This is a genomic window from Pseudomonas sp. PA15(2017) (assembly GCF_001945395.1).
Classification (GTDB): domain Bacteria; phylum Pseudomonadota; class Gammaproteobacteria; order Pseudomonadales; family Pseudomonadaceae; genus Aquipseudomonas.
Window position 1 is genome coordinate 14118 of the sequence record NZ_MSXV01000051.1, and the last position, 21859, is coordinate 35976.

A 21859-nucleotide genomic window follows, 5' to 3' on the forward strand; every position below is an offset into this window, starting at 1 on the left:
CGCTTGGCGAGTCAGGGCCGGTAGGCGCGCAGGAACATCTCGACGGTGGCACGGGCGTGTTGCTCCTGCTGAGCCTCGGTTTCTGGCTCGCCGCAGCCGATCAGCAGGCGGAAATTGGCACAGCCCTTGAGCAGGGAGAAGAATTGATCGGCGGCAAGCTTCGGCGATTCGATACGCAACTGGCCGCTCTGATTCATCTTGCCCAGCAGGCGCTCCATTTCGGCGAGCAAGCGCTGCGGCCCGGCCTCGTAGAAAATCTTCGCCAGTTGCGGGTCCTGGGCGCCAAGGCTGCTCATCAGGCGATGCAGGTCGACGGACTCGCTGCTGTTGAGCAACTGGCTGAAGCCGCGGGCGATGTTGAGCAGCACGTTATGCACGGTCGCACCAGCGGGAAACTCGAAGAACAATTCGGGCAACTGCTCTTCGCAGCGGGCCTTCACCGCGGCGCAGAACAGCGTCTCCTTGTCGTTGAAGTGGCTGTACACCGTGAGCTTGGAAACCCCGGCGTGGGCGGCGATGGCGTCCATGCTGCTGCCGGCGTAGCCGTAGCGCAAAAACAGGCATTTGGCCGCTTCGAGAATGGCTTCGCGCTTGGCGAGGTCTTTGGGGCGACCGGGGCCGCTGGACTGCAGTGAAGTGTCTGACATCGGGCGATTTTAATACTGGACTGCCGAGTACGCTATTTTTAATATACTCGGCAGTACAAATATTAAAAAGTTCCCGCTGAAAGGACGCTCATCATGTTCTGCCATGCTCTGTATCGCCTTGCGCCCCTGTGCCTGGCTCTGTCCCTGGTTGCCTGCAGCGACGCGCAGGCGCCGCAGCCGGGCATTCGTCCGGCCATGGTCGCGCAGCCGCAGCTGTCGGCGGAGCAGGTGGACAGCTATCCGGGCGAGATAAGGGCGCGGCTGGAGCCGGAGCTGGCCTTTCGCATTGGCGGCAAGGTGACCCGGCGGCTGGTTGAAGTGGGCCAGCGGGTTGCCAAGGATGCGCCACTGGCCGAGCTGGACCCGCAGGACGTGCGCCTGCAGCTCGATGCCTCCCGCGCCCAACTGCAATCGGCCGAATCCAACCTGCAATTGGCGCGCGCCGAGCGCGACCGCTACCGCACCCTGCAGCAGCGCGGAATGATCAGCAAATCCCTGGGCGACAACGCCGAAAACACCTTTCGCGCCGCCGAAGCGCGCCTGCGTCAGGTACGCGCCGAGCTCAGCGTCGCCGACAACCAGGCCGGCTACGCCGTGCTGAAAGCCCCGCAGAGCGGGGTGATCGTGCAGCGCCGTGCCGAGGTCGGGCAGGTGCTGGCGGCCGGGCAGACGGTGTTCGTGCTGGCCGCCGATGGCGAGCGCGAGGTGCTGATCGACCTGCCTGAACAGGTGATCAGGCACCTCGCCATCGGCCAGGAGGTCGCCGTCGAGCTGTGGTCGCAGCCTGGCGAGCGGCTGGCCGGTCGCGTGCGTGAACTGTCGCCCGCGGCTGATTCGCGCTCGCGTACCTACGCCGCCCGGGTGGCGCTGCAGGCGTCCGATGCGCAGGTCGAACTCGGCCAGAGCGCCCGGGTGTTCATCGCCCGCAATGGCGACGTGCCGCTGGCAGTGCCGCTGTCGGCACTGAGCGCGGAACAGGGCCAGCCCTACGTCTGGGTGGTCGACCCGCAGACTTCCACGCTCAAGCGCACCGCCGTGCGGGTCGGCGCCTATGGCGAGAAGACCGTGCCGGTACTCGACGGCCTGAAAGCCAGCGACTGGGTGGTGGTGGCCGGTGTACAGGTGCTGCTCGACGGCCAGCAGGTGCGCCCGGTGGATCGGCAGAACCGCGCCGTCGATCTGGTTGCCAAGGAGTAAGCGCCGATGTCGTTCAACCTGTCCGCCTGGGCGCTGCAGCACCGCCAGATCGTGCTTTACCTCATGCTGCTGCTCGGCGTCGTTGGCGCACTGTCCTACACCAAGCTGGGGCAGAGCGAGGACCCGCCGTTCACCTTCAAGGCCATGGTGGTGAAGACCAACTGGCCGGGCGCCACCGCCGAGCAGGTGTCGCGCCAGGTCACCGAGCGCATCGAGAAGAAACTGATGGAGACCGGCGAGTACGAGCGCATCGTGTCGTTCTCGCGGCCCGGCGAATCCCAGGTCACCTTCATGGCCCGCGACTCGATGCACTCCAACGAGATTCCCGAGCTCTGGTACCAGCTGCGCAAGAAGATCGGCGACATTCGCCATACGCTGCCCGCCGGTATCCAGGGGCCGTTCTTCAACGACGAATTCGGCACCACCTTCGGCAACATCTACGCGCTGACCGGCAACGGTTTCGACTACGCGGTACTCAAGGATTACGCCGACCGCGTGCAACTGCAGCTGCAGCGGGTCAGGGATGTCGGCAAGGTCGAGCTGGTCGGTCTGCAGGACGAGAAAATCTGGATCGAGCTGTCCAACACCAAGCTCGCCACCCTCGGCCTGCCGCTCGCCGCCGTGCAGCAGGCTCTCGAGCAGCAGAACGCCATGCCCGTGGCCGGCTTCTTCGAGACCGACACCGACCGGGTGCAATTGCGTGTCAGCGGCAACTTCGAGACGGTCGAGCAGATCCGCGATTTCCCCATCCGCGTGGCCGACCGCACCTTGCGCATCGGCGACGTGGCCGAAATCAGCCGCGGCTTCAATGATCCACCGGCGCCGCGCATGCGTTTCATGGGCGAGGATGCCATTGGGCTGGCGGTTTCCATGAAGCCGGGCGGTGACATCCTGGTGCTCGGCAAGGCACTGGAAAGCGAGTTCACCCGCCTGCAGAACAACCTGCCGGCCGGCATGCAACTGCGCAAGGTGTCGGACCAGCCAGCGGCGGTGAAGACCGGCGTCGGCGAATTCGTCAAGGTGCTCACCGAGGCGCTGATCATCGTGCTGCTGGTCAGCTTCTTCTCCCTCGGGTTGCGCACCGGGCTGGTGGTGGCGCTGTCGATTCCCCTGGTGCTGGCGATGACCTTCGCCGCCATGTACTACCTGAACATCGGCCTGCACAAGATATCCCTCGGCGCCCTGGTGCTGGCGCTGGGCCTGCTGGTGGACGACGCGATCATTGCCGTGGAGATCATGGCGATCAAGATGGAACAGGGCTACGACCGCCTCAAGGCGGCGAGCTTCGCCTGGACCAGCACGGCCTTTCCGATGCTCACCGGCACGTTGATCACCGCGGCGGGCTTTTTGCCGATCGCCACCGCGCAGTCGGGCACCGGCGAATACACCCGCTCGATCTTCCAGGTGGTGACCATTGCCCTGTTGATGTCCTGGGTGGCGGCGGTGATGTTCGTGCCGTACCTGGGCGCGCGCCTGTTGCCGGACCTGGCTAAGCGCGCGGCCGAAAAGCACGGTAGCAGCCATGGCCACGACCCCTATGCCACGCCTTTCTATCAGCGCGTTCGCCGTCTCGTCGACGGGTGCGTGCGTTGGCGCAAGACGGTCATCGTGCTGACCCTGGCGTTGTTCGTCGGCTCGATCTTTCTGTTCAGGTTCGTGCCGCAGCAGTTCTTCCCCGCGTCGGGGCGCTTGGAGCTGATGGTCGATTTCAAACTGGCCGAAGGCGCTTCGCTGATCGCCACCGAGGCCGAGGTGCGCCGCCTGGAACAGCGCCTGGCGGGCCACCCGGGTGTGGACAACTACGTGGCCTATGTCGGCACCGGCTCGCCGCGCTTCTACCTGCCGCTGGACCAGCAGCTGCCGGCCACCAGCTTTGCGCAGATCGTGGTGCTGGCCAAAACCATCGAGGAGCGCGAGGCCGTACGCGCCTGGCTGATCGACGTGTTGCGCGATGAATTCCCGAGCCTGCGCACGCGCATCTCGCGCCTGGAGAATGGCCCACCGGTTGGCTACCCGGTGCAGTTCCGGGTCTCCGGCGAGCATATCGCAGAGGTGCGTGCGTTGGCCCGTCAGGTCGCCGACAAGGTGCGTGCCAACCCCGACGTGGTCAACGTGCATCTGGATTGGCAGGAACCGAGCAAGGTGGTGTACCTGAACATCGACCAGGAGCGCGCCCGGGCTCTGGGCGTGAGCACCGCCGATGTGGCCAGGTTCCTGCGCAGCTCGCTCAATGGCTCGTCGGTCAGCGATTACCGCGAAGACAACGAGCTGATCGAAATCCTCCTGCGCGGCACCTCGGCGGAGCGCCAGGCGCTGCGGCTGCTACCGAGCCTGGCGGTGCCCACCGACAGCGGCAAGAGCGTGGCGCTGGCGCAGATCGCCACCCTGGAATACGGCTTCGAGGAAGGGGTGATCTGGCATCGTAACCGACTGCCGACCGTCACCGTGCGCGCCGATATCTATGGGCCCCAGCAGCCGGCCACGCTGACCAGGCAGATCCTGCCGAGCCTGGCCGACATCCGCGCCAGCCTGCCGGATGGCTACCTGCTGGAAGTCGGCGGCTCGGTGGAGGATTCCTCCAAGGGCCAGGCCTCGGTGGTGGCCGGCGTGCCATTGTTCGTGGTGGTGGTGCTGACCCTGCTGATGCTGCAGCTCAAGAGCTTCTCGCGCATGACCATGGTGTTTCTCACCGCGCCGCTGGGGCTGATCGGGGTGACCCTGTTCCTGCTGCTGTTCGGCCAGCCGTTCGGCTTCGTGGCGATGCTCGGCACCATCGCGCTGTCGGGGATGATCATGCGCAACTCGGTGATTCTGGTCGACCAGATCGAGCAGGACCGCGAGGCGGGGCTGGACAGCTGGAACGCCATCGTCGAAGCCACCGTGCGGCGCTTCCGGCCCATCGTGCTGACCGCGCTGGCCGCGGTGCTGGCGATGATCCCGTTGTCGCGCAGCGTGTTCTTCGGGCCGATGGCCGTGGCGATCATGGGTGGGCTGGTGGTGGCCACCGCGCTGACCCTGCTGTTCTTGCCGGCGCTGTATGCGGCGTGGTTCAGGGTAAAGCCGAGCGACAGGGCGCATGCTGAGGGTGACAGTTAGGAACCTGATTGGGCTTTGAGAACCCGTGTTGCTAGGGTCTGTTCCCGTTTCACGCACGGCCGCGCCGGAGCCAGTTTTTGTGCGAGGCAAGGGCCGCGCCCGCTCCAGGCGGGCTTGCGGCATTTCCCACATCCATGTGGGGCACACAGATGCGAAGTTTGGCGGGCCAAATGAGCCATCGAGTAACGCCGCATCGCACAAAAACTGGCCCGGCCCCTCGGGTTGCGCGGGAAATGGCCTCCGCTGTCGTTGCAGGACTTGGCGAGGGAGAACGCGGACGGCTAGTCCATTCCCTGCGTCCTGCGCCTAACCGGAGGCCATTTCTCGCGGCAACGCGGCTCGCGCTGAAACGGGAACAGACCCTAGGGAATGTTGCTAAAAGGCAATAGCAGCCGTTCGCCGATCCACTGTGGGAGCGCGCCATGCGCGCGAAAAATCGCGGGCATGGACTGGGCGTCCCCGCCCGCTCCCACAAATACTCCGCTGATGGCCGCTCGCGGCACCTTCTAGTTTATGAGGGTGCAAAGAGCTCGGGGCTAAAGCCCCTCCTACAAGTATTCCGCTCACCGGCCGCTCCCGCCACTTTCCAGCCATCACGGTCGTAAGGTGGGCGACGCTTCATCCGTCTCGCGCGCAGAAAAAAGGGGCAGGCAGACAACGCGCCAGCCCCTTTTTTGCAGGCTATCAGTTACAGCGCGCCAAACACCTTTTTCGCCAGGCTGGTAGCCGCTGCGGCGGGGTTTTCGCGAATGCCGGCCTCCTGCTTGGCGATCATGTCGAACAGGCCGTCGAGGGCCTGCTCGGTCACGTAGCTTTCGATGTTGGCGCTCTTGGCGTCGAGCACCCCGAAGGTCGCCGCCTGGCCGGCGAAGCTGTTGTACTGCTTGGCGAGGCCGACCTGGTCGGTGGCCTGCTTGACGATGGGCAGGAACTTGGCGCGAATCTGCTCGCGGCTGCTCTTGTTCAGGTACTGGGTGGCCGAGTCCTGCGGGCCTGCGAGGATGCTCTTGGCGTCCTGCACGGTCATCTTCTTCACGGCGTCGACCAGCAGCGCCTGGGCCTGGGGCACGGCGGCCTCCGCGGCCTTGTTCATGCTGGTTTCCAGCTGATCGACCTGGGCGCCCATGCCCATCATCTTCATGGTCTTGGCGGCCTTGCCGAGTTTACCGGGCAGCTCGATGCGTACTTCGGGATTGCTGCTGAAACCGCCGGGCTTGCCGAGCTGTTGTACGGCCACCTTGGCGCCCTGGGTGAGGGCATCCTTGAGGCCGCCGCTGGCGTCCTGCTGGCTGAGGTCGGAGAGCGACAGGGCGAACACGTTGGCGGACAGCAGCAGGCCGGCGACGAGAACGGGGATGCGGAGCATGGCAGTAACCTTCGAGCGGTGGAGATAGGCAGCGAGCTTAGCAGGCTGGCGGCGGCGCGGCGAAGGTTGAGGCAACGCAGGGGCGGGGAGCGTGGCACGCCCGTGAAGGGCGTGCCGCTTCGGCGTTACCGAACTTGCAGGGCGGTGAGGCTTTCCAGGGTCAGGGCGCCGACGGCCAGGCCATTGGCGGTCTGGAATTCGGTGAGCGCGTCGAGGGTGCGCTTGCCGAGCTTGCCGTCGATGCTGCCCGGGTTGAAGCCGCGCTTGACCAGGCTCTGTTGCAGGCGAGTGACCAGGTCGTCGTTGATGTCCGGATCGCAGATGGTCTGCCGGGAAACGATGCGTGCGTTGCCTTCGAAACGGGTCACCTGCAGCTGGCGTTTTTCTTCCGGCAGGATGATCTGGTTGGCTTCGACCGGGCGAACCACTTCTGTGGAGGCGACCTTGGTGTACTCCGGGTCGAGGGTGACTTCCACCGCCTGGGCTGGCTTGTCGACGATCCAGCGGGTCACGCTCTTGTACTGGGCGGGGTCGGTTTCCACTCGCACGGTTTCCGGCGAGACCAGCTTCTTGACCTTGACCACTTCCTGCTTGGCTGGCACCTGGCGCGCGCAGAACGACATGGCGCCGGTGCCGCTCGAATAACGGGTACCGGCAGCGCGGCACTGGTCGAGCACGGTCTTGGCTTCTTCGAGGGTCACGGTTTCCCTGACGTCCTCGTAGACGGCCGGCACCACGATGTAGCGTTTCACTTCCGGGCGAATCTTCACCTGCTCGGAGACCACGCGGTAGGTCGGCGGCTCGATACGATAGGTCTTGGTGCCTTCACGGCTGACCACCTGCTTGAAGCCCTTTTCGAGCTCGGCAGGGGTGACGGTGATCTTGTTGACCGAGTCCTTGACCACCACTTCCTGGGTGCTCTGCACCGGGCGTGGGCGAACCTGGGCATGTACCCAGCACTGGCCCGGCTGGATTTCGTATTCCTGGGGCTCGCGGGCTGCCGGCGCAGCGGCAGGTGCCTGGACCTGGGTGCTCGGCGACGCGGCAGCCGCTGGTTGTGCTGTCGGCTGAGCGGCGGCGGGTGCGGTCTGTTCTGAGACTGGAGCCGGTTGCGCCGGCTTTTCTTCGTTAGTGGTCGATGCGGACGGTTGCATGGCGCAACCGGAAACCACGATCGCCAGTGATCCTAGAATGGTGTGATAACGCACGAAAATCCCTGCCCTAAGTGGCCCCAACGACGCATCTTAGGGGCTGTGGCGGCAAAGCTCAATAACGCCCGCCGCACTCTGCCCTTCCTGGAGATGGCCGGCGTGTCAGAGCCCGTCGAGCAGTTCCTCGCTGCGCGCCATGGTCACCTGGCGGATCGACAGGCGAATCTCGGCCGGCAGTACGCGCTTGGCCGCGCCTTCGGCCAGTTCGGCGAAGGCTGGCGGATGGCTGAGCTTGCCGGCTTCGTCCTGACGTAGCACGCCCTGGTCGAGCAACGTCTGGATGAAGTGGCGGAACAGGCTCTTGTCGAAGAACTCCGGTGCGTTGAGCCCGTGCAGGATCGACAGGCGCTGGGCCATGACCGTACACAGGTCCTCCAGCTCCTCGGCGCTGATGGTGTTCTGCCCGGCGTTGAGCAGCAGGGCGCTGGCCATGTAGAAGCGTTGCAGCGTCTGAGCGATGGCCCGCGACAGCAGGGTCAGCAACACGAAGTTGCGCGAGCTTGGCGCCGGGCGCACGTAGAGGTCGTTCTCCTGCCTGAGCAGGCCCTGCTCGACGAAGGCGTCGAGCCACTGGCCGACCACCTCGTCGAGCTCCTCGTCGGTCCAGCGGATGTACAGCTCGGATTGCAGGTAGGGGTAGAGCGCGTGGACGAAACGCAGGATCTGCTCGCGGCTCATCCGCCCGCTGCTCTGGAAGAAGCTGGCGATCAGGCCGGGCAGGGCGAAGATGTGCAGGACGTTGTTGCGGTAGTAGGTCATCAGCACCGCGTTCTGCTCATCCAGATAGAGGATGCGCCCCAGGGCATCCTTCTGTTCGCAGAGCAGTTGCATACCGCGCACGTGCTCGATCAGCGCCAGGCCATCACCCTCCGGCACCGTGGTGTGCGGCGAGTAAGGCACCCGGCGCAGCAGGCTCTGGTAAAGGTCGAGAATGCGCACCAGGCCACGCTCGTCCAGCGCCAGTTTGCTGGTGGACAGCAGTGCCAGGGCCACCAGGTTGACCGGGTTGATCGCCGCGGCCTCGTTGAGGCGCTGGGCCACCCGCTCGCCGAGGCGGTTGGTGGTTTCGTTGAGCCACGCCGGGCGGAAGTCCGGGCCCAGTTCCTGGGCGCGCCAGTCGGGCTGTTGGGCATCGAGAAAGGCGTCGAGCTTGATCGGTTCGCCGAAGTTGACCCACACGTGGCCGAAGCGCTGCTTGAGCGCGCCGATAACCTTGAAGATGTCGAAGATCGACTCCTTCTTCTTGCTCGCCCCGCGCAGTTCGCCCAGGTAGGTGCGGCCTTCCAGCACGCGCTCGTAGCCGATGTATACCGGCACGAACACCACCGGCAGGCGGTGGCTCTGCAGGTAGCTGCGCAGGGTAATGGCGAGCATGCCGGTTTTCGGCCGCAGCATGCGCCCGGTGCGCGAACGGCCGCCTTCGACGAAGTATTCCACCGGATAGCCCTTGCGGATCAAGGTGTGCAGGTATTCGTTGAACACCGCGGTGTACAGCGGGTTGCCCTTGAAGGTGCGGCGCATGAAGAAGGCGCCGCCGCGGCGCAGCAGGCCGCCGATGATCGGCATGTTGAGGTTGATGCCGGCGGCGATGTGCGGTGGCGTCAGGCCGTTGCGAAACAGCAGGTAGGAGAGCAGCAGGTAGTCGATGTGGCTGCGGTGGCAGGGCACGTAGATCACTTCGTTGCCCTGGGCGATGTCCTGCACGCCTTCGATGTGGTTGACCTTGATGCCGTCGTAGATCTTGTTCCAGAACCACGACAGGATCAGTTCGAGAAAACGGATCGCCGTGTAGGTGTAATCCGAGGCGATCTCGTTGCCGTAGCGCAGCGCCAGGGCCTCGGCCTTGTCGACGGAAATGTTGTCGCGGGCGGCTTCCTCGGTGATCGCCTGGCGTACCTGCGGGCCGTGCACCAGGCCCTTGACCAGATTGCGGCGATGCGACACGTCGGGGCCTATGACCGCGGCCTTCTGGTTGCGAAAGTGCACCCGCAGGATGCGATGCACCATGCGCAGGGTGCGCTCCTGGCCCTTGTTCTGCTCGATCAGGTCGCGCAGCTGAATGGGCGTGGAAAACTGCACGCGGGTCGTGCGGCCCAGAATCAGGATGCTCACCAGCCGGCGCAGGCGGCCGGTCACTGCCCAGCTATCGGCGAACAGCAGTTTCCAGGCGCTGGTTTCGCGGTTCGGCGACTGCCCCCAGAACACGCTGACCGGGATGATCTGCGCCTGCTCGGCAGGGTCCTTGCCCAGGGCTTCGACCATGCGCTGCAGGGTCGGCGAAATGCCGCGCTTGTCCTGGCGGCCGAGCCAGTCTGGCTCCGGCGTCAGGTAGAAGAACGCCGCCGGTTCGATGAGGTCGCCCACCGCCACGGGCAGCACCGGGCGCGGTAGATTGGCCTTGGTGCATTCGTGATCGAGCACCGCCAGGTCGCTCACCGAAGGCTGCTGCAGCACGTAGAACACCGGCTTGCTGCGGTCGAGCTTGAGGGGGAAGGCCGACTGGTTGATGGTTTCCGAGCGCACCCACAGGTACAGCAGGCGGCGCAGGGTACCGAAGGCAAGGCGGCGAAGCGGGGAGCGGGTCATACAAAATCTGGCTGCGGCGACGAGCCGTAGCTCGGGGCCGCTAGTGTGCCGGATCGCCGCCCTGTCGGCAAAATCTTGTAAAAGTTGGCGTTTCGTCGCGAAAAGTTCATTTGACAACTACCTGCTGGGGCACGAGGCAGTCCCGCGCGAAGCGCCATGGGCCAGGGTGGCGATCGCCAACGACCCGGTAAATGGCGGGCGTGGTCTGCAATGCGAAGGACATCCGCAACATCGAGGCTGGAAGCCTTGCGGGAGCTATACGAGCGGCCTTGAAGCGCTCGCCGTTGGTTTTGGTGGGCTGAAATCGACCCTGCAGCACACGCTTCAAGCCCTTGCTCAGCCGTCATCCAAGTGCCAGGACCCCATCGTTCCACACGACGGTGAGCGCGGTCTGGTGCGCGTCGTGGTGGGCCGCTGCTATAACCCTGATGAATATCCGGATAAGAAACCTCTATTAGACGATGATCATGCCTCTGTCCGACTATCGGGGTACGCGAATGCAATCAACGTGCTCGAACGTTGAGAAAGACAAGAAAGAGGAAGGGTCATGGCAGCAGCTCGCCTTGTCCGAATTACAGTCGCGGATTGTCCGCGCAGCGCCGGTCCGCCATGGGCCTTGTGTGCTTCCCCTGCAGTAGATTCGCTGTACACCTCAGCCCCGCAGTGCCCGCCACTGCCCACACCTGCGCTCCACCAGCCCATCTGCGCCCGCAACGATCGCCCGTCGATTGAGCAATCCGTCGGGTTTCCCCCACGCGGGCTGCCACTGCTGCGTGGCGGCGTCTCATGAACGGCGTGCGGTGGATTGCCGGGCTTGGCCTGGCGCTGTTTCTCTGCTCCCTGGCCGGATGGGCAGTGACCGAGCACTGGGACTGGCTGCGCCTGCCGCTGTCTGGCAGCGATGAGCATCGAATCGATATGCGGGCCGCCTGGCATGGACGCGTGATGGTGGTGAGCTGGAGCGTGATGCTCCCCCTCGGCGTGCTCGCGGCACGCTACTTCAAGGTCATGCCGGGGCAGGGCTGGCCTGCGGTGCTGGATAACAAGCGCTGGTGGCGAATGCATCTGTGGCTGCAGGTGGGCGGCAGCCTGGCCGGGGTGCTGGGTGTGCTGCTGGTACTGGGGATGGCAACCCGGCAGACGACGTTGGCGCAGTGGCATGCGTTGTGCGGCTGGCTGGTGATGCTGTGCGCGTGCGTCCAACTGGTCAGCGGTTTTTTGCGCGGCTCCAAGGGCGGGCCAACCTGTGAGCAATGGCAGGGCGATCACTACCAGATGACTTCGCACCGGGTGCGTTTCGAACGGCTGCACAAGAGCATTGGCTGGTTGGCGTTGCTGCTGGCGCTGGCCGCCACCCTGATAGGTATCACCATGGTCGATGCGCCGCGCTGGATGGCATTGTCAATCGCCGCCTGGTGGGCCGCGTTGTTCATGGTCGGCCTGTTGCTGCAGCGTGCAGGCCGCTGCATCGATACCTACCAGGCCATCTGGGGGCCTGCCCCTACCCACCCAGGTAATCGCCGTCGGCCTATCGGCTGGGGGATACGTCGCTTGTCTGGAGACTGACTGGCGCTGCCAGACCACAACAAGGAGATTACCTTCATGGAAATGTTGACGCTGCTGATGCTGGGCGCGGGTGCCCTGAGCATTCTTCTTCTCTTGATTCTCGTGGTTCGCATTCCGCCGTTCGTGGCCCTGCTACTGGTGGCTACCGGCCTGGCCCTGGCGGCAGGCGTGCCTGTCGAGCAACTGACCGAAGCCATCGAAGGAGGGCTGGGAAAAACCCTGGGGCACATTGCGGTGATCATCGCTCTGGGGGCGATGATCGGGCGCATGGTCGAACTGTCCGGTGGTGCAGAAGCGCTCGCCGGTTACATGGTGCGCCGCTTCGGCCAGCGACGCGTACCGGTGGCCATGATGTTCACGGCCTTCGGGGTGGGTATTCCGGTGTTCTTCGAGGTCGGTGTGATCATGTTGATGCCGCTGGCCTACGGCCTGGCACGCTCGCGCGGTTTGCGCCTGGTATCGCTGGCCCTGCCCATGTGCATGGTGCTGCTGGTGGTACATGCGTTGCTGCCACCACACCCTGGCATGGTCGCGGTGGCGGGGGAGCTGGGTATCGATATCGGCAGGATGCTGATGCTTGGCCTGCCGATTGCCGGGCTGACCAGCGTCGCGGTATTCCTCGCCAGCAATGTGCTGACCCGTCGTGATTTCGCCATCAGCGACGATGTTGCCGCCAGCCTGACGAACGCCACTAGCACCGTCAGCAACGAAAGCCCGGCGCTGCCACGGGCAAGGCTTGTCGCCAGCCTGATCGCGCTGCCCATCGCACTGATCATGCTCGGTACCCTGGCCTCGATGCTCATGCCGGAAAACGCGATGGGGCGTTCCCTGTTGATGTTCCTGGGTATTCCCTACGTCGCGCTGATGGTGGGTGTGCTGGCCTGCGCCTATCTGCTGGGCATTCGCAGAGGTATGCCGCTGGCGACGGTGAGCGACGTGCTTGGTTCGGCGATTCCGGGTGTAGCCATGGTGATTCTGGTAACCGGTGCCGGAGGCGCCTTCGCCAGGGTTCTGGTGTCCACGGGCATCGGCGGCGCGTTGGCCGAGGCGCTGCAATCCACCGGCCTGCCGCTGCTGCTGCTGGCCTTCTCCGTCACCCTGTTGCTGCGTGCCGCCCAGGGGCCCACGACGGTAGCCCTGATGACCACCGCTGGCATCATTGCGCCGCTGATCGTGGAGGCATCCCTGAGCGCCAGCCAGCTGGCACTTCTCGGCTTGGCCATGGGGGCCGGCGGCATGGCGCTCTCCCATGTCAACGATCCGGGGTTCTGGATCGTCACGCGCATGCTCGGGCTGAGCGTGGCCGATGGCTTGCGCACCTGGACACCGCTTACCACCGTGGGTGGTTTCGTTGCGCTGATTCTCATCCTGCTGGTTTGGCCGTGGGTCTGAGCCTGGCGGGATCGGTCTTTTTCAGGAGATTCGAAACATGAGTGACCAACCGTTGCAGGCAACACCTGAAATTTTCGACGCACGAGCGGCCGAGCTGTTTCCTCCGGGCGCTGTCGTGCAGCGACTGGCCAGTGGTGCAACCTGGGGCGAAGGGCCGGTATGGATCGAGGACCAGGCCGCCCTGCTGTGGAGCGACATACCCAATGACCGCATATTGCGCTGGAACGAGGAGCAGGGGCTCAGCGTGTGGCGAACGGGTGCCGAGTTCTGCAATGGCCATACGCTGGATCTGGATGGCTCGTTGCTGCACTGCTCCCACGGGCTCAGGGCGATTCTGCGTACTCGCCTCGGCAACGGGCGTTCGCAGCCGCTGGCCGACGACGAACTGGTGGTCAGCCACTATCAGGGGCGACGTCTGAATTCGCCCAACGATATCGTGGTCAAGGGTGACGGTTCCTTGTGGTTCACCGATCCACCTTACGGCATTCTTTCTGATCGAGAAGGGTACAGGGCCGAGCCCGAGCAGCGGCACAACCATGTATTTCGTTTCGATCCGGTCATCGGTGCGCTGGAGATCGCCAGCGACCTGCTGGAAGAGCCCAACGGCCTGGCATTCTCACCGGATGAGCGGGTGCTCTACGTTTCCGATACCTCGGCGGCACGGCGTGCGAATGGCAATCATCAGGTCATCGCCTTCGATGTGCTGGGCGGACGGGTGCTGGCCAATCCCAGAGTCTTCGCGGTGATCGAGCCTGGGCTGCCGGACGGCTTTCGTGTCGATGCCCGCGGTTGGCTGTTCATCAGCAGTGCCGATGGGGTACAGGTCTATCATCCGGATGGAACCCGGCTGGCGCACGTTCCTGTTCCCGAGAAGGTCGGCAACCTGACGTTCGGTGGTGCGAATGGTCGCTACCTGTTCATCGTCGCCAGCACCTCGCTGTATCGCCTGGAAGTACGGCCGGCGTTGTAACTTGGAGGGTTCGGTCCGCGTAGCCTCGGTGGGCCGACCCTTCCGGGGCGTTCTAGTCCGCAGCGTGTTCTTCCTTCACCGCGTCGATGAACGCCTGCATGGCCGACGACTGGATGCGGTGGCGGCGGGTGATCAGGCCATAGGGCGGCAGGCGTGGCTCGAAGGTGATCGGCAGGATCTTGAGCAGGTGCTTGCCGGGGTAGTCGTTGATCACCGACACCGGGGTCACGCCGATCATGTCGGTCTGCTGCAACAGCGACAGCAGGGTCATGATCGAGGTGGTTTCGACGATGCTGCTGGGAATGTCGACCCGTGCGTTGTGAAACGCCTGGTTGATGATGGTGCGCATCGGGCTGGGGTGCTGCTGCAGCACCCAGGTCAGGTCCTGCAGCTCGTGCCAGGTCAGCTTGCTGGCGCCGGCCATGGGGTGCTGGGCGCCGGCCACCACGCACAGGGTTTCCTCGCCGAGGCTGTCGAACAGCAGGTCATCGGTGCGCGCGCCATCGGGAATCCGCCCCAGCACCACGTCCAGTTGGTCCTGCTGCAGGGCCTGCACCAGCACGTCGCTGGTGTCGACCTGGATGCTCATCGACAGCCGCGGGTGGCTCTGCTTGAGGGTGGCGATGGTGCGCGTCAGCAGGCCCGAGGCCAGGGCCGGAATGGCGCCGATGGTGACCCGACCGAGGTTGCCCGATTCCAGCGCGGCGAATTCCTCGCGCATGCCCGACAGCTCGGCGAAGATCATCTTGGCGTAGTAGATCGCCGTTTCACCGAACGCCGTGGCACGCATGCCGCGCGGCAGGCGCTCGAACAGCTCGACGCCAAGCAGGCTTTCCGCTTCGTGGAGCATCTTGGTCGCCGCCGGCTGGGTCATGCCGATCTCCTCGGCGGCCCGGCGCAGCGAGCCGAACTCCTGCAGGGCCAGCATCAGGCGCAACTGCCGCAAGCGCAGGCGGCTGTGGATGATGCTGGCGTCAGGAATGCGGGACATGGCGCGGCTCGTGGCAGGGGAATCGGCCAAGGGTGACAAGAAATCGCGGCGCTCGCCAGTCAGCAGCGAGCGCCCCGTGGCCGTGGCCAGGAACAGCCCGGCCTGCTGGCGATTACGAGACATGACGGGCCTGCCCCTGGCGTGCGCCGAACAGCGCCTTGAGGCCACGGGCCAGCAGCGGCCAGAACAGCATCAGCAGCGCGGCGGTGGTCAGGCTGCCGACCAGTGGGTTGGACCAGAAGATCGACAGCTGGCCGTCGGAGAACAGCATCGACTGGCGGAACGCATCCTCGGCCTTGTCGCCCAGCACCGCAGCGAGGATCAGCGGGGCGATGGGGTAGCCGAGCTTCTTGAACAGGTAACCCAGGGCACCGAAGATCAGCATCAGGCCAACGTCGAACATCGAGTTGTGCACCGAATAGGCGCCGATCGAGCAGACCATGATGATGATCGGCGCGATGATCGAGAACGGAATGCGCAGGACCGAGGCGAACAGCGGCACGGTGGCCAGCACCACGATCAGGCTCACCACGTTGCCCAGGTACATGCTGGCGATCAGGCCCCAGACGAAGTCGTGCTGCTCGACGAACAGCGTCGGCCCCGGGTGCAGGCCCCAGATCATCAGGCCGCCGAGCATCACTGCGGCGGTCGCCGAGCCGGGGATGCCGAGGGTCAGCATCGGTAGCAGGGCGCTGGTGCCGGCGCTGTGGTCGGCGGTTTCCGGGGCGATCACGCCTTCCACTTCGCCCTTGCCGAAGTTGTCGCGGTTCTTCGAGAAGCGCCGCGCCAGGCTGTAGCTCATGAACGAGGCGGCAGTCGGCCCGCCGGGCGTCACCCCCATCCAGCAGCCTACCAGGGCGCTGCGCAGCCAGGTCAGCCAGTAGCGCGGCAGCCTGGCCCAGGTACGCAGGATGGTCATCGGTGTGATGCGTGCGCGTTCGCCACGAAACACCAGGCCTTCCTCGACGGTGCAGAGAATCTCGCCGATACCGAACAGGCCGATCACCGCCACCTCGAAGCTCAGGCCCGAGAGCAGCCAGGGCTGGTCGTAGGTCAGGCGCAGTTCGCCGGACACGGTGTCCATGCCGACGGCGGCCATGGCGAAGCCGATCATCATCGCCACCACGGTTTTCAGCGGCGGGTTCTTGCTCATGCCGATGAAGGTGCAGAACGCCAGCAGGTAGACGGCAAAGAACTCCGGTGAGCTGAATTCCATGGCGAACTCGGCGATGCGCGTCGACAGGAAGGTCAGCAGCAGCACGCCGACCAGCGCACCGAGCAGCGCCGAGGTGAAGGCCGCGGTCAGCGCTTCGCCGGCCTGGCCGTTGCGGGCCATGGGGTAGCCGTCGAAGGTGGTCGCCACCGACGAGGGTTCGCCGGGAATGTTGAACAGGATCGAGGTGATCGAGCCGCCGAACAGTGCGCCCCAGTACATGCACGAGAGCAGGATGATCGCCGACACCGGTTCCATGGTGAAGGTCAGCGGCAGCAGCAGCGCCACGCCGTTGGGGGCGCCGAGGCCGGGCAGCACGCCGACGAGAATGCCGAGTAGCACGCCGATGACCATCAGGCCGATGTGGTGCGGGGTCAGGATCAGCGCCATGCCCTGCATCAGGGAGTCGATTTCGCTCATCGCAATGCCCCTCCGGCAACGGCCACCAGGTCGCCGAGCACGCCGCTGTCCAGTGGCACCTTGAACCACAGCGCGAAGATCAGGTAACTGGCCAGTGCCGCCCCGCAGGAAAACGCTGCCACGGTGACAATGCCGTAGGGTTTGCTGCGCTGGCGATCGCGCCACATGAACCAGGCGATGAACACCGCCGAGGCCAGGTAGATGCCGGTGAAGGGCATGGCGATCACGTACAGGGCGATCGGCACGAACACCGCCAGCACCTGGCCGAACGCCTGGCGGCTGACGAACGCGGCGCTCATCGCCGGCGTGCGCAAAAGGGCCAGGATCAGGTTGCCGACGCTGGCGGCGCTCATCAGCAGACCGATGTAGAAGGGGAAGTAACCGGCTTGCGGGCCGGCGTCGCCCCAGCCGATGCCGATCTCGATGGCGCCGAACATGACGATGCCGCCCAGGGCAGCGGTGAACGATGCCAAGCCGATCTCCACCCAGCGGGTGGCGACCAGCGGCGTATCCGTGGTGTTGGACATGGGTATTTTCTCCTGAGTGCAGGGCTGTCCGACGGCCGCATGGCACGCCGGACCCGATCAGCGCGTGGGCTACTCGCGCAGCCAGCCGGCCTGCTTGAACACAGGTGTCACGCGCTCACGATCCTTCTCGATGTAGCTCACCAGCTCATCACCGGAAAGGAAGGTCGGCGCCAGGGCCGAGCGCTCCACGTAGGCCTTGAACTCCGGCGTCTGGCTGACCTTGCGCATCAGCTCGACGTAGAACGCGCGCTGCTCGTCGCTGACGCCACCAGGCAGGAACACGGTGCGCGGGAAACGGTACTGGTCGATGCCCAGGCCCTGCTCCTTGCAGGTCGGCACGTCGGCCCAGGACTGGGCCTCGGTGACTTTCCGGGTGTAGCCCATGCGCGACTCGCTGAATACGCACAGCGGCACCACCTGGCCACCGCGCCACTGGCTGACGCTTTCGGCCGGGTTGTTGAAGTTGGCGGCGATGTGCTTGCCGGCCAGTTGCGTGGACGCCTCGCTGCCGCTCTTGAAGGGGATGTAGGTGATCTTCGCGCCTGCCTGCTGACCGAGCAGCAGCGACAGGGTCTGGTCGACGTCCTTGGACTGGCTGCCACCGATGCGCATCTTGGTGGTGTTCTTGGCCAGGTCGGCCTTGAACGCGGCGGCATCCTTCCAGGGCGAACCCTGGTAGGTCCAGAGAATGAAGTCATCCTCGGCCACCGCCGCGACCGGCGTCAGGTCCGTCCACTGGTAACCCAGCTTGGCCACCAGTGGCAGCAGATAGATGTTATTGGTGCCGATCACCAGCTTGTTGGCATCGCCTTCGGCGAGCTTCATCTCCAGGAAGGCTTCGGCACCGTTGCCGCCACCCTTGTTGAGCACCACGGTGTTGACGTCGAGCAGCTTGTGCTGGGTGATCGCCGACTGGATCACCCGGCCGAGCTGGTCGGTGCCGCCACCGGGGCCGCCGGCCACCACGATCTCCACGTTCTTTTCGGGTTTCCAGTCCGCTACCGCAGCCAGGGGCGCAGCGCAGAGCAGTGCGGTAAGCAGGGCCGGAAAATGACGCGTACGGGGGCTGTACATGGGGCTACCTCATTGTTGTCGTTCTTGTGGGTTGCCTGGAGTGTGCGAAGGGTGTCGATAAGCGTCCACTCAAAAGAACTGATACTCCGATAGCCTCAGGTTATGCCTGGCATCCGTGCGCAGTGATAACTCCAGGCTATGTCCGTATGAGAAGCTTTGATTAGACGGTTATCGTTGGCCGGGCAGATAGTTTGCTCAGCCGGCTGACCGCTCGTCGCTCGGTACTACAAGAACAACATTGCAGAGGTAGTCCCCATGGCTCAGGCTCAACCTGGCGCCCTGCCGGTGCACGCTTCCCTGAATCAGGCCCTGACAGGCAGACCCTGCGGCGCACACCGACGTATCGTCTTCGCCGTCATCGTTTTTGGGGCGATCATCCTGCTCGCTCTTGGCGCAGTGGCTGGCACCCCGCCCAGCGTGCAGGCGCTGATGCTTTGCAGCCTGCCTCTGGCTGCCGCGTGGTGGCAGTTCTCTCCTTCTTTCAGCAACGGTGGCTGCCAACCCATAGCCACCGGGTCATTGCCTGCGCAGCAGGTGGCCCGTTTCTACCGTAACGCACGGCGCACCGTGCCCGATGTCGTTCGCATCCCGGACGCAGCTTCTGACCTGAGGACAACCGCATGAGCAACTCGACGCTTCCCCGCCTGGCCATGGTGCTGGGTGATCCCGCCGGCATCGGCCCCGAGCTGATCGCTCGCCTGCTCGCCGAGCCACAGGTCCGCGGCAAGGCCCAGGTGCTGCTGATCGCCGACGAAGCCGAGGTGCGCCGCGGCATGGACATCGCCGGTCAGTCGTTCCCGTACCGCGTGATCGACTCGACCGACAATCTGAGTTTCGCTGACGACACACCGCTGCTACTGCCGTTTCGCGGCCGCGCCGAGGGCGATTTCCCGCGCAGCGAAGCCAGCGTGATCGGCGGCCAGTACTGCCTCGACACCCTCGAGCAGGCCCTGCGCCTGACCGCCGACGGTACGACCGACGCCATTCTGTTCGGCCCGCTGAACAAGACTTCGCTGCACATGGCCGGCATGGGCCACAGCGACGAGCTGCACTGGTTCGCCGAATACCTGGGTTTCGATGGTCCGTTCTGCGAATTCAACGTGCTCGACAACCTGTGGACCTCGCGGGTGACCTCCCACGTGGCATTGGCCGACGTGCCGGGCATGCTCAGTCAGGATCGAGTGATCGAGGCGATCCGCCTGATCGACACCGCACTCAAACGCAATGGCCTGGAAAAGCCGCGCATCGGCGTCTGCGGCCTCAATCCGCACAACGGCGACAACGGCAGTTTCGGGCGCGAGGAACTGGACATCATCGGCCCTGCAGTGGAGCGCGCCCGTGGGCAGGGAATCGACGCCATCGGCCCGTATCCGGGCGACACCATCTTTCTCAAGGTGCAGGGCGACAGCCAGGCCTTCGACGCGGTGGTGACCATGTACCACGACCAGGGCCAGATCGCCATCAAGCTGATGGGCTTCTCCCGCGGCGTGACGGTGCAGGGCGGCCTGCCGATCCCGATCACCACGCCGGCCCACGGCACCGCCTTCGACATCGCCGGGCAGGGCAGGGCCAACGTTGGCGCGACCCGTCAGGCCTTCGAGATCGCCTGCCGCATGGGCAGCCGGCAACGGAGCTGATCGCACCTTCTTGCCTAGAACAACAATAAAGAGGAGCCAGTCATGGACGTTCACAACAGTTGGCGGCCCTTGCGGCCATCGATGGGCTGCCCCATGGGCGGCGTCAAGGGGTTGAAGGGGAGGGCACGGCCATGCGTCTGCTGACCTTGCTGCTGTCGCGGCTGTTCGAAAGCATCGTGGTGTTGTGCATGGGCACCATGGTGATCCTGGTGTTCTGCAACGTGGTGCTGCGCTACGGCTTCAACTCGGGCATCGCGCTGTCCGACGAAGGCGCGCGCTACCTGTTCGTGTGGCTGACCTTCATCGGTGCGGTGGTCGCCCTGCGCGACAACGCCCACCTGGGCATCGACCTGCTCTACCGCCGCCTGCCGGCCCTCGGCCAGCGCATCTGCGCGGTGCTCGCCGAGTTGATGATGCTGTTCTGCTGCGGCCTGTTTCTGGTCGGCAGCTACAAGCAGACCGTGATCAACATGGACAACCTGTCGCCAGTGGCGGGGCTGCCGCTGGGCCTGATGTACGCCGCCGGCGTGGTGTGTAGCCTGGGCATGGCGGCAATCATGATCCAGCGCCTGTACCTGTTGTTGTTCCGCCATATCGACCCGGATCGGGTGATGCCGCAGAACCCTGAAGACGCGCCGATTTCCGAGGTGTCGAAATGACCATCATGGTATTTCTCGGCTCCCTGCTGGGTGCCATGGCGATGCGTATTCCGGTGGCCTTCGCGCTGTTGGTGGCCGGCGTCGCGCTGATGATCCAGCTCGACACCTTCGACGCGCAGATTCTCGCCCAGAACCTGATCAGCGGCGCCGACAGTTTCCCGCTGCTGGCCATTCCGTTCTTCATGCTCGCGGGCGAGCTGATGAATGCTGGTGGCCTGTCGCGGCGTATCGTCGCCCTACCCATGGCACTGGTCGGTCACAAGCGCGGTGGCCTGGGTTTCGTGGCGATCATTGCGGCCATGGTGATGGCGTCGCTGTCCGGCTCGGCGGTGGCCGACACCGCCGCCGTGGCGGCGATGCTGATGCCGATGATGCGCAAAGCCGGCTACGACCCCAACCGCTCGGCTGGGTTGATCGCCGCTGGCGGCATCATCGCGCCGGTGATCCCGCCGTCGATTCCCCTGGTGGTGTTCGGGGTCGCCGGCGGCGTATCGATCACCAAGCTGTTCATGGCCGGCATCGTACCGGGGCTGATGATGGGTCTGGCGCTGTGGATGACCTGGTGGTGGCTGGCGCGCAAGAGTGATCTGCCTTGTGGCGAGAAGGCGCCGTTCAGTGAAGTCTGGAGAGCCTTCCTCGACGGTATCTGGGCCTTGCTGCTGCCGGTGCTGATCATCGGTGGTCTGAAGATGGGCATCTTCACGCCAACCGAGGCCGCGGCCGTGGCGGCGATGTATGCGCTGTTCGTTTCGCTGTTCGTGTACCGCGAGCTGAAGATCCGCGACCTGTTCAAGGTGTTTCTCGATGCCGGGCGCACCAGCGCGGTGGTGATGTTCCTGGTGGCCGCGGCGCTGGTGTCGTCCTGGCTGATGACCATCGCCGAGCTGCCAATGCTGGTCAGCGGCTTGCTCGAACCGCTGATCGATCGCCCGCAATTGCTGCTGGTGGTGATCATGGTCATCGTGCTGCTGGTCGGCACCACCATGGACCTGATGCCCATCGTGCTGATCCTCACTCCGGTGTTCATGCCGGTGATCAAGATGGCCGGTATCGACCCGGTGTACTTCGGCATCCTGTTCATCCTCAACACCTCCATCGGCCTGATCACCCCGCCGATCGGCAACGTGCTCAGCGTCATGAGCGGCGTCGGCAAGGTGCCGCTCGATGGCGTGATGCGCGGCGTGACCCCCTTCCTGTTCGCGCACCTGGGCGTGCTGGCGCTGCTGATCATTTTCCCGGAACTGGTGATGACACCGATGCGCTGGTTCCTGCCCTGAATCCGTTTTCCCTCACTGCAAGGATGTAAC

The 21859-nt window shown here is 64.8% G+C and carries 18 protein-coding genes; 10 read left to right on the forward strand and 8 right to left on the reverse strand.

Annotated features, from left to right (window positions below; all coding sequences use genetic code 11):
* Window positions 1-11: 11 nt before the first annotated feature.
* Window positions 12-647: a TetR/AcrR family transcriptional regulator gene (locus tag BVH03_RS17140; protein WP_075962304.1), complete on the reverse strand. Its 636-nt coding sequence runs from the start codon at window positions 645-647 to the stop codon at window positions 12-14.
* Window positions 648-740: 93 nt separating this feature from the next.
* On the opposite strand from BVH03_RS17140, the gene BVH03_RS17145 reads away from it, so the two are divergent.
* Both BVH03_RS17145 and BVH03_RS17150 read left to right on the forward strand, forming a co-directional pair.
* Complete coding sequence (locus tag BVH03_RS17145) at window positions 741-1844, forward strand: efflux RND transporter periplasmic adaptor subunit (RefSeq protein ID WP_075962305.1); 1104 nt, start codon at window positions 741-743, stop codon at window positions 1842-1844.
* A 6-nt stretch (window positions 1845-1850) separates the two neighbouring features.
* Window positions 1851-4940 (forward strand): efflux RND transporter permease subunit, encoded by a 3090-nt coding sequence (locus tag BVH03_RS17150; RefSeq protein ID WP_075962306.1) that lies wholly within the window; start codon window positions 1851-1853, stop codon window positions 4938-4940.
* Window positions 4941-5628: 688 nt separating this feature from the next.
* Here the strand turns inward: BVH03_RS17150 and BVH03_RS17155 are convergent.
* The 3 genes from BVH03_RS17155 to plsB all read right to left on the reverse strand — a co-directional run bounded on the left by BVH03_RS17155 (window position 5629) and on the right by plsB (window position 10103).
* On the reverse strand, window positions 5629-6306 hold the full coding sequence (locus BVH03_RS17155; RefSeq protein WP_075962307.1) for a DUF4197 domain-containing protein: 678 nt from the start codon (window positions 6304-6306) through the stop codon (window positions 5629-5631).
* 125 nt (window positions 6307-6431) lie between these two features.
* Entirely contained in the window at window positions 6432-7460 is a 1029-nt protein-coding gene (locus BVH03_RS17160; RefSeq protein WP_075962308.1) for a peptidoglycan-binding protein, read from the reverse strand.
* A gap of 159 nt (window positions 7461-7619) precedes the next feature.
* The gene (gene plsB / locus BVH03_RS17165) at window positions 7620-10103 is read right to left on the reverse strand and encodes a glycerol-3-phosphate 1-O-acyltransferase PlsB (RefSeq protein ID WP_075962309.1); all 2484 of its coding nucleotides are present in this window, start codon (window positions 10101-10103) and stop codon (window positions 7620-7622) included.
* Window positions 10104-10146: 43 nt separating this feature from the next.
* Between plsB and BVH03_RS26010 the strand changes: the two genes are divergently transcribed.
* The 4 genes from BVH03_RS26010 (at window position 10147) to BVH03_RS17180 (ending at window position 14031) form a co-directional block, all read left to right on the forward strand.
* Window positions 10147-10626 (forward strand): hypothetical protein, encoded by a 480-nt coding sequence (locus tag BVH03_RS26010; RefSeq protein WP_143485987.1) that lies wholly within the window; start codon window positions 10147-10149, stop codon window positions 10624-10626.
* Between the two features lie 263 nt (window positions 10627-10889).
* Window positions 10890-11669: a cytochrome b561 domain-containing protein gene (locus BVH03_RS17170; RefSeq protein WP_218189547.1), complete on the forward strand. Its 780-nt coding sequence runs from the start codon at window positions 10890-10892 to the stop codon at window positions 11667-11669.
* 36 nt (window positions 11670-11705) lie between these two features.
* Entirely contained in the window at window positions 11706-13061 is a 1356-nt protein-coding gene (locus BVH03_RS17175; protein ID WP_075962310.1) for a gluconate:H+ symporter, read from the forward strand.
* 37 nt (window positions 13062-13098) lie between these two features.
* The gene (locus BVH03_RS17180) at window positions 13099-14031 is read left to right on the forward strand and encodes an SMP-30/gluconolactonase/LRE family protein (protein WP_075962311.1); all 933 of its coding nucleotides are present in this window, start codon (window positions 13099-13101) and stop codon (window positions 14029-14031) included.
* Window positions 14032-14083: 52 nt separating this feature from the next.
* Here the strand turns inward: BVH03_RS17180 and BVH03_RS17185 are convergent, their stop codons facing one another.
* The 4 genes from BVH03_RS17185 to BVH03_RS17200 all read right to left on the reverse strand — a co-directional run bounded on the left by BVH03_RS17185 (window position 14084) and on the right by BVH03_RS17200 (window position 18256).
* Window positions 14084-15022, reverse strand: a complete 939-nt coding sequence (locus BVH03_RS17185) for a LysR family transcriptional regulator (RefSeq protein ID WP_075962328.1) — start codon at window positions 15020-15022, stop codon at window positions 14084-14086.
* Window positions 15023-15134: 112 nt separating this feature from the next.
* The gene (locus BVH03_RS17190; RefSeq protein WP_075962312.1) at window positions 15135-16655 is read right to left on the reverse strand and encodes a tripartite tricarboxylate transporter permease; all 1521 of its coding nucleotides are present in this window, start codon (window positions 16653-16655) and stop codon (window positions 15135-15137) included.
* Window positions 16652-17182, reverse strand: a complete 531-nt coding sequence (locus tag BVH03_RS17195; RefSeq protein ID WP_075962313.1) for a tripartite tricarboxylate transporter TctB family protein — start codon at window positions 17180-17182, stop codon at window positions 16652-16654. Before BVH03_RS17195 ends, BVH03_RS17190 begins: the two co-directional genes overlap by 4 nt.
* A gap of 69 nt (window positions 17183-17251) precedes the next feature.
* Window positions 17252-18256 carry a tripartite tricarboxylate transporter substrate binding protein gene (locus tag BVH03_RS17200; RefSeq protein WP_075962314.1) on the reverse strand — a complete coding sequence of 335 codons (1005 nt, stop codon included), beginning with the start codon at window positions 18254-18256 and terminating at the stop codon, window positions 17252-17254.
* Window positions 18257-18511: 255 nt separating this feature from the next.
* Between BVH03_RS17200 and BVH03_RS17205 the strand changes: the two genes are divergently transcribed.
* The 4 genes from BVH03_RS17205 to BVH03_RS17220 all read left to right on the forward strand — a co-directional run bounded on the left by BVH03_RS17205 (window position 18512) and on the right by BVH03_RS17220 (window position 21829).
* A complete protein-coding gene (locus BVH03_RS17205) occupies window positions 18512-18880 on the forward strand; it encodes a hypothetical protein (RefSeq protein WP_075962315.1) in 369 nt (122 codons plus the stop codon).
* Complete coding sequence (locus tag BVH03_RS17210) at window positions 18877-19893, forward strand: 4-hydroxythreonine-4-phosphate dehydrogenase PdxA (protein ID WP_075962316.1); 1017 nt, start codon at window positions 18877-18879, stop codon at window positions 19891-19893. Before BVH03_RS17205 ends, BVH03_RS17210 begins: the two co-directional genes overlap by 4 nt.
* 131 nt (window positions 19894-20024) lie before the next feature.
* Window positions 20025-20552 (forward strand): TRAP transporter small permease, encoded by a 528-nt coding sequence (locus BVH03_RS17215; RefSeq protein WP_075962317.1) that lies wholly within the window; start codon window positions 20025-20027, stop codon window positions 20550-20552.
* Window positions 20549-21829 (forward strand): TRAP transporter large permease subunit, encoded by a 1281-nt coding sequence (locus BVH03_RS17220; protein ID WP_075962318.1) that lies wholly within the window; start codon window positions 20549-20551, stop codon window positions 21827-21829. The genes BVH03_RS17215 and BVH03_RS17220 overlap by 4 nt, the downstream gene beginning before the upstream one ends.
* Window positions 21830-21859 lie beyond the last annotated feature (30 nt).

What these genes read in the sequence shown, in the direction of transcription:
- BVH03_RS17140 (WP_075962304.1), bottom strand. Translation starts at nt 647, where the DNA reads ATGTCAGACACTTCACTGCAGTCCAGCGGCCCCGGTCGCCCCAAAGAC.
- BVH03_RS17145 (WP_075962305.1), top strand. Translation starts at nt 741, where the DNA reads ATGTTCTGCCATGCTCTGTATCGCCTTGCGCCCCTGTGCCTGGCTCTG.
- BVH03_RS17150 (WP_075962306.1), top strand. Translation starts at nt 1,851, where the DNA reads ATGTCGTTCAACCTGTCCGCCTGGGCGCTGCAGCACCGCCAGATCGTG.
- BVH03_RS17155 (WP_075962307.1), bottom strand. Translation starts at nt 6,306, where the DNA reads ATGCTCCGCATCCCCGTTCTCGTCGCCGGCCTGCTGCTGTCCGCCAAC.
- BVH03_RS17160 (WP_075962308.1), bottom strand. Translation starts at nt 7,460, where the DNA reads ATGCAACCGTCCGCATCGACCACTAACGAAGAAAAGCCGGCGCAACCG.
- plsB (WP_075962309.1), bottom strand. Translation starts at nt 10,103, where the DNA reads ATGACCCGCTCCCCGCTTCGCCGCCTTGCCTTCGGTACCCTGCGCCGC.
- BVH03_RS17170 (WP_218189547.1), top strand. Translation starts at nt 10,890, where the DNA reads ATGAACGGCGTGCGGTGGATTGCCGGGCTTGGCCTGGCGCTGTTTCTC.
- BVH03_RS17175 (WP_075962310.1), top strand. Translation starts at nt 11,706, where the DNA reads ATGGAAATGTTGACGCTGCTGATGCTGGGCGCGGGTGCCCTGAGCATT.
- BVH03_RS17180 (WP_075962311.1), top strand. Translation starts at nt 13,099, where the DNA reads ATGAGTGACCAACCGTTGCAGGCAACACCTGAAATTTTCGACGCACGA.
- BVH03_RS17185 (WP_075962328.1), bottom strand. Translation starts at nt 15,022, where the DNA reads ATGTCCCGCATTCCTGACGCCAGCATCATCCACAGCCGCCTGCGCTTG.
- BVH03_RS17190 (WP_075962312.1), bottom strand. Translation starts at nt 16,655, where the DNA reads ATGAGCGAAATCGACTCCCTGATGCAGGGCATGGCGCTGATCCTGACC.
- BVH03_RS17195 (WP_075962313.1), bottom strand. Translation starts at nt 17,182, where the DNA reads ATGTCCAACACCACGGATACGCCGCTGGTCGCCACCCGCTGGGTGGAG.
- BVH03_RS17200 (WP_075962314.1), bottom strand. Translation starts at nt 18,256, where the DNA reads ATGTACAGCCCCCGTACGCGTCATTTTCCGGCCCTGCTTACCGCACTG.
- BVH03_RS17205 (WP_075962315.1), top strand. Translation starts at nt 18,512, where the DNA reads ATGGCTCAGGCTCAACCTGGCGCCCTGCCGGTGCACGCTTCCCTGAAT.
- BVH03_RS17210 (WP_075962316.1), top strand. Translation starts at nt 18,877, where the DNA reads ATGAGCAACTCGACGCTTCCCCGCCTGGCCATGGTGCTGGGTGATCCC.
- BVH03_RS17215 (WP_075962317.1), top strand. Translation starts at nt 20,025, where the DNA reads ATGCGTCTGCTGACCTTGCTGCTGTCGCGGCTGTTCGAAAGCATCGTG.
- BVH03_RS17220 (WP_075962318.1), top strand. Translation starts at nt 20,549, where the DNA reads ATGACCATCATGGTATTTCTCGGCTCCCTGCTGGGTGCCATGGCGATG.